We start from the raw sequence: 6,171 nt of genomic DNA on the forward strand, positions 1-6,171 counted from the left end.
CACGCCCTGATCGCACAGCAGCTCGTAGAAGGCCTCGGGCGAGCGCGCCGTCTCCTGCGGCACGATCACCAGGCGACCGCCGTGCAGCAGCGCCCCCCAGATCTCCCACACCGAGAAGTCGAAGCCCACCGAGTGGAACAGGCTCCAGGCATCGTCCGCCCCGAACTCGAACCAGTCCTGCGTCGCGCGGAACAGCCTCAGCACCTGGCGGTGCTCCACCATCACCCCCTTGGGGCGGCCCGTCGAGCCCGAGGTGTAGATCACATAGGCCAGGCTTTGCGGGCCCACACCGGTCTGCGCCACCGGCAGGTCCTCTGCCGACAGCCCGGCCCAGGCCTGCTGCGGCGCGTCCAGCGCCAGCACCTGCCTCGCGCCCGCCTGCAGATGCTCGCCCAGCGCCTCGCGCCCGGCCGCATCCACCAGCACCACCACCGGCGCGCTGTCCGCCAGCGTCGCGCCCAGGCGCTCCGAGGCATACGCCGGGTCCAGCGGCACATAAGCCGCTCCCGCCTTGAGCACCGCCAGCAAGGCCACAACCATCTGCGCGCCCCGCGCCAGGCACAGCGCCACCCCGTCTTCGGGCTTCACGCCCAGACCCACCAGATGGCGCGCCAGACGGTTGGCCTCAGCATTGAGCTCTCCGTAGCTCAGCGTCTGTTCACCATCCACCAGGGCCACCGCCTGCGAACGCTGCCTGACCTGCGTCTCGAACAGCTCGTGCAGCGTCTGCGTCAGCGGCGTCTGTGCCGGCACCACGTTCCAGTCGTTCAGCAGCTGGCGGCGCTCGGCCGGGCCCATCAGGGGCAGGCGCGCCACCGGCTGGCTGTCATCGGCCGCCATGGCCTGCAGCAGCGTGCGCAGATGGCCGGTCCAGCGCTCGATGGTGCTGCGTTCGAACAGGGCCGCGGCGTACTCGATATGCCCGGCCAGCACGCCCTCCACCTCCTGCAGGGTCAGCGTCAGGTCGAACTGGGCGCTGCGGCGCTCCAGCTGCGCAGCTTCCAGCGTCAACCCCGGCAGCTTCAGCTCGCCCTCGGGCTGGTTCTGCCACGAGAAGGCCGCCTGGAACAGGGGCGTGTGCGCCATGCTGCGCGGTGGCTGCACGGCCTCCACCACCTGCTCGAAGGGCAGGTCCTGGTGTTGCTGCGCGGCCAGCACCTGCGCCCGGGTGTGCGCCAGCAGCTGGGCCACCGTCGGCTCATCGTCCATCTTCAGCCGCAGTGCCAGCGTGTTGATGAAGCAGCCGATCAGCGGCTCCACCTCCGCACGGCCGCGGCCCGCCACGGGGCTGCCGATCACCACGTCGGTCTGCGAGGCCAGGCGGCCCAGCAGCGCCGCCCAGCCAGCCAGCAGCGTCATGTAAAGGGTCACGCCATGGCGTCGGCTCAGGGCCTTGAGCGCGGCGCTCAGCGGTGCATCCAGCTGCAGACCCAGCTGTTCGCCACGGTAGTCCTGCTGCAGCGGCCGCTCATGGTCGGTGGGCAATTCCAGCAGGACCGGCGCCTCGGCCAGGGCCTGACGCCAGAAGGCGGTCTGCGCCTCCAGGCGCCCGTCGGCCAGCCAGGCCCGCTGCCAGACCGCATAGTCGGCGTACTGGATGGGCAGAGCCGGCAGGGCCTGCGAGGCTTCGCCGCATTGCGCGGCATAGGCGCTGCTGAGCTCGGCCAGCAGCACGCCGATGGACCAGCCGTCGCAGATGATGTGGTGCATCACGATCTGCAGCACATGGTCATCCGGCCCCAGACGCGCCAGCAGCACGCGCAAGGCCGGCGCCTGGCGCAGATCGAAGGCCTCGGCCTCGTGCCGGGCGAACAGCGGGTCGTCCAGCCCGCTGGCTGGCAGCTCCAGCAGCGGCAGCGCCACCTGGGCCTCGATGATCTGGCGCGGCTCGCCGTCGATCAGCTCGAAGCGGGTGCGCAGGCTCTCGTGGCGCTCGATGATGGCCTGCAGGGCCTGGCGCAGAGCCGCTGCATCCAGCGCGCCGCGCAGGCGCACGGCACCGCTGATGTGGTAAGCCTGGCTGGCCGAAGCGTCCATGCGGGAGAGGAACCACAGGCGTTGCTGCGCCAGCGACAGCGGCAGGGGCAGCTCGCGCGGTGCCCGGGGGATGGGCTGAGCATCGGCACGGTCGGCGCCGTTCAGACGGGCCGCCAGCGCGGCCAGCTCGGGATGGGCGAAGAGCTCGGCCAGGGGCAGCTCGAGGCCCAGAGACTTGCGCACGCGAGACGCCAGCTGGACAGCCATCAGCGAGTGGCCACCCAGTTCGAAGAAGTTGTCATGGCGGCCCACGCGCTCGATCTGCAGCAGCTCGGCCCAGATGGCCGCCAGCGTGGCCTCCACCTCGCCCTGCGGCGCCTCGTAGGCGCGCCGGCTCCAGGCCTGCTCGTCCGGCGCCGGCAGCGCCTTGCGGTCCAGCTTGCCGTTGGGCGTCAGCGGCAGCGCGCTCAGCTGCACACAGGCTGCCGGGACCATATAGCTGGGCAGCGTGGCCTCGGCCTGCGCCCGCAGCTGCTCGGCGCTGGCCGTGCCCGTGTAGTAGGCCACCAGGCGCTTGTCGCCGGGCTGGTCCTCGCGGGCCAGCACCACCACATCGCCCGCTTCCTCCGCACCCAGCGCGGCCAGCTTGGCCTCGATCTCCCCCAGCTCGATCCGGAAGCCCCGGATCTTCACCTGGAAGTCATTGCGTCCCAGGTACTCGATGGTCCCGTCCGCCAGCCAGCGGCCCAGGTCCCCGGTCTTGTACATGCGGGCGCCAGCCTCCTCGCTGAAGGGGTCCGCCACGAAGCGTTCCTCGGTCAGCTGCGGCTGGTTCAGATAGCCGCGCGCCACCCCGTCCCCGCCGATGCAGATCTCCCCCGCCACCCCGATGGGCGTCGGCTGCCCTGCCGCGTCCAGGATGTAGACCTGCGTGTTGCCCACCGGTCGCCCGATGTGCGAAACAAAGCCCCCCTCGCGCCGCATCTCCACCCAGGTCGAGTAGGTCGTCGTCTCCGTCGGACCGTACAGATTGCACACCCGCTGCACCTGCGTGCGCTCGAACAAACGCTCCACCAGCTCCCGCTTGAGCGCCTCGCCTGCCAGGTTCACCACCTGCGTCTGCTCCGGCACTGCCCCCGCATTCACCAGCGCGTTCATCGCCGAGGGCACCGTGTTGATCAGTGTCGCCGGCAGCCGCTGCTCCAGCAGCGACAGCGCGTTGTCCACCACCTGCACCGTTCCCCCCGCCGCCAGCGGCACGAACACCTCGTACACCGCCAGATCGAAGTTCATCGAGGTCGCCAGCAGGCTGCGGCTGAAGTCCTCCGCCTGGAAGGCCTGCAGCGCCCAGCTCACGAAGTTCACCGCATTGCGGTGCTCGATCGCCACGCCCTTGGGCCTGCCCGTCGAACCCGAGGTGTAGATCACATAGGCCAGATGGCTGGACTGCAACCCGTCCCGCGCCAGGTCCTCGGCGGACTCCTCCGCCAGCTCCTGCTCCAGCGCCTGCAGCTGCAGCCCCTGCAGCGCTTCGCCCGCGCTGGCTCGCAGCACCTCCAGCCCCTGCTCGTCCACCAGCACCGCCTGCGGTCCAGCGTCCTGCAGCATGTAGGCCAGCCGATCGCTCGGGTACGCCGGGTCCAGCGGCACATACGCACCGCCTGCCTTGTGCACCGCCAGCAGCGCCACCACCAGGCGCTCATTGCGCCCGCTGCACACCGCCACCCGCGCATCCGGCCCCACGCCGAGGGACCTCAGCCTCCGCGCCAGCCGGTTCGCCCTGGCGTTGAGCTCTGCGTAGCTCAGCTCAACTTCCCCCGCCCTGAGCGCCACCGCCTGCGGCGTGCGCCGCACCTGCGCCTCGATCAGCTCGTGCAGCACCGCCTCTCGCTCATAGGACAGGGCGCTCTGCGCATTCCAGCCATGCAGCACCTGCTCGCGCTCGGCAAGAGGCAACACGCCGATCCGATTCAGCGGCGTCGCCGGGGCCTGTTCGAGCAGGACCACCACCTGCTCCAGCGCCCGGTGCAGGAATCCGCACACGCGCTCGGCCTCGATGGGCCTGGCCACCTGGGCCGTGATCTGGAAGCCGTCGCCCAGGTCGTCCACCGACAGCGTCAGCGGGTAGTTCGTCCGCTCGTGTCCGCCCAAGCCTTCGATCGTGTCTTCTGCCTCGTCCTCGTCCTGGCCTTCTTCCCCGGACGCGCCTCCCGCACTGTGCCGGTAGTTCAGCAGGGCACTGAACAGCGGTGCCTGGGCCGGCACTGCGCTGCAGCGCTGCGCCAGCGCCAGCGGTGCGTGCTCGTGGCGCAGCAGCCTGGCCAGCAGTCCATGCAGCGCTCGCAGGCTGTCGGCCACGCCCTGCTCGTCGACGTCCACGCGCACCGGCAAGGTGTTGATGAACATGCCCAGCACGCGGTCCGCGTGCTCACCACCCTGCATGCGACCGAACAGCACCGTGCCGAAGACCACCTTGGAGCGGCCCGAGGTGCAAGCCAACATCAGGGCCCAGGCCAGGTGGAACACGCTGGCCGCGCTCACGCCCAGTTGGCGGGCGCAGCGGCGCAGCGCCGAGGACAGCTCCATGGGCAGCATCAAGCGGGCCTCGCCGATGTCCGAGCCGTCCCCCTGCACGTCCAGCAGTCCGAAGGGCGCCGTGGGCTCCTCGATGTCCCCCAGCATCTGGCGGAAGAAGGCTTCGTGCTCCTCTCGGCTCACGCCCAGGCGGGCCTGGGCCACGAAGTTGCGGAAAGGCGCCGGGCGGGGCAACTGCGCTGCAAGCCCCTGCTCGATCGCCACCGCCTCTTCGACCAGCAGCTCCAGCGTCGTGTGATCGATCGCCAGGTGGTGGACAAGCACCAGCAGCACCCAACGGCCGGCTGCCTCGTCCTGCGCAGCATGGCAATGCAGCAAGGGGGGGCGGCCCAGATCCATCCGGTGTCGGCGCGGGTCGAATCTTGCCTGGAGCTGCTCGGAGACGGGGCCTTGTGCAGGGTCGAACTGCTCCCATTGCAGATTCAGACGAGCCCGCCGCCACACCACCTGCACCGGCTCCGGCACTTCATCCCAGACCACGCCTGTGCGCAGGATGTCGTGACGGTCTATCACCTGCTGCAGCGCCCCCACGAAGCGCTCCAGGCGTTCGCGGCTGGCAAAGCCCAGCAGCTGTGGCAGCAGGTAGGGATCGCCCTCCTTCTCCATCAGGTGATGGAACAGGATGCCTTCCTGCAGCGGGGCCAGCGGGTAGATGTCCTGCACATTGGCCGCGCCGCCCTCCACACCGGCCAGCACGTGATCGATCGCGTCCTGTTCCAAAGACACCAGGGTGAGCATGTCCGGGGTGATTGCCTGCGCATGCTCAGGGATGCGATTGGGGGGCACCGCAGGCCCATTCACTGAGCCACCGGTGTAGTTGCCGCTCTTGAGCAGATCGATGAGCGATTGCTTGTTTTCGCGCAGCAAGGCCAGGAACGCCTGGTCGGCCAAGGCCTGGTCGTTGCCCTTGACTACGAGCTTGTCTCCGTTGAGCGAGAGCGCAAGGTTCTTCTTTTCCAGCAGGCTCAGCAGGTCGATGACCGTCACAGCGTGATCTCCTTGATTTGTGTCGTGACCGCAGCCAGCTCGGCGAGCGTGGTAGCGGTGAATAGTTCGCTGACGTCCGCATGGAGGTCCGCACGGCGCATGCGCTCGATCAGGCTCACGGCCATCAGCGAGTGCCCGCCCAGTTCGAAGAAGTTGTCATGGCGGCCCACGCGCTCGATCTGCAGCAGCTCGGCCCAGATGGCCGCCAGCGTGGCTTCCACCTCGCCCTGCGGCGCCTCGTAGGCGCGCCGGCTCCAGGCCTGCTCGTCCGGCGCCGGCAGCGCCTTGCGGTCCAGCTTGCCGTTGGGCGTCAGCGGCAGTGATCCCAGCTGCACATAGGCCGCCGGCACCATGTAGCTGGGCAGCGTGGCCTGGGCCTGCGCCCGCAACTGCTCGGCGCTGGCCGTGCCCGTGTAGTAGGCCACCAGGCGCTTGCCGCCCGGCTGGTCTCCCGCACCGTCCTCGCGGGCCAGCACCACCACGTCACCGGCTTCCTCCGCACCCAGCGCGGCCAGCTTGGCCTCGATCTCCCCCAGCTCGATCCGGAAGCCCCGGATCTTCACCTGGAAGTCATTGCGCCCCAGGTACTCGATGGTCCCGTCCGCCAGCCAG

General features: G+C 69.7%; 2 protein-coding genes. Both read right to left on the reverse strand.

Features of this window, described 5'->3' with window-relative positions:
• A partial coding sequence (locus O9Y01_RS23025) for a non-ribosomal peptide synthetase (protein WP_269633993.1) occupies nucleotides 1-5,559 on the reverse strand: 5,559 nt, incomplete at its 3' end.
• A partial coding sequence (locus O9Y01_RS23030; RefSeq protein WP_269633994.1) for a phosphopantetheine-binding protein occupies nucleotides 5,556-6,171 on the reverse strand: 616 nt, incomplete at its 5' end. The genes O9Y01_RS23030 and O9Y01_RS23025, both read right to left, overlap by 4 nt.

The sequence above is a fragment of the Pelomonas sp. BJYL3 genome, from assembly GCF_027257975.1.
Lineage (GTDB): Bacteria > Pseudomonadota > Gammaproteobacteria > Burkholderiales > Burkholderiaceae_C > Roseateles_B > Roseateles_B flavus.